This window comes from Bacillus sp. GS3m_15504 (genome assembly GCF_055825275.1).
In genome coordinates this window covers 1-699 of the sequence record NZ_JBVVNL010000022.1, presented here as the reverse complement: position 1 = coordinate 699, position 699 = coordinate 1, and the positions used below count along the sequence as shown (strand labels likewise).

1 protein-coding gene is annotated in these 699 nt (G+C 38.6%); it reads right to left on the bottom strand.

The window, feature by feature from the left end; all coding sequences use genetic code 11:
- The coding region (locus AC0L0O_RS29925) for an MSCRAMM family protein (RefSeq protein ID WP_473786241.1) at positions 1-699 on the bottom strand (699 nt) is incomplete at both ends.

Sequence of the window (699 nt, the reverse complement as noted above, 5' to 3'; positions counted from 1 at the left end):
TTCTACAGCGCCCTTCGTTAAGCTATTCGTAGCGGTAACAGAAGCTGTAGCGGTTTGACTCTTTTCAACAGTAAAGTTGATAGGGTTTTGATTTAAGTCGTAATGTTTTGGAGCTTTCGTTTCGATAAACTGATAGTCACCCGGACGTAAATCAGAAACAGAGATTTTTCCATCTTTATTAGTAGTTAAATCAGTGCGAACATCATGTCCGTTAGAATCAACAATTTTAAAGATAGCTCCTTCAAGAGTAGTCCCGTCGATATCATCGACTTTCGTTAATTCTACAGCGCCCTTCGTTAAGCTATTCTTAGCAGTAACAGAAGCTGTAGCGGTTTGACTCTTTTCAACAGTAAAGTTGATAGGAGTTTGATTTAAGTCATAATGCTTAGGAGCTTTCGTTTCGATGAACTGATAGTCACCAGGACGTAAATCAGAAACAGAAATTTTGCCATCTTTATCAGTAGTTAAATCAGTGCGAACATCATGTCCGTTAGAATCAACAATTTTAAAGATAGCTCCTTCAAGAGTAGTCCCGTCAATATCATCGACTTTCGTTAGTTCTACAGCGCCCTTCGTTAAGCTATTCGTAGCGGTAACAGAAGCTGTAGCGGTTTGACTCTTTTCAACAGTAAAGTTGATAGGGTTTTGATTTAAGTCGTAATGTTTTGGAGCTTTCGTTTCGATAAACTGATAGTCACC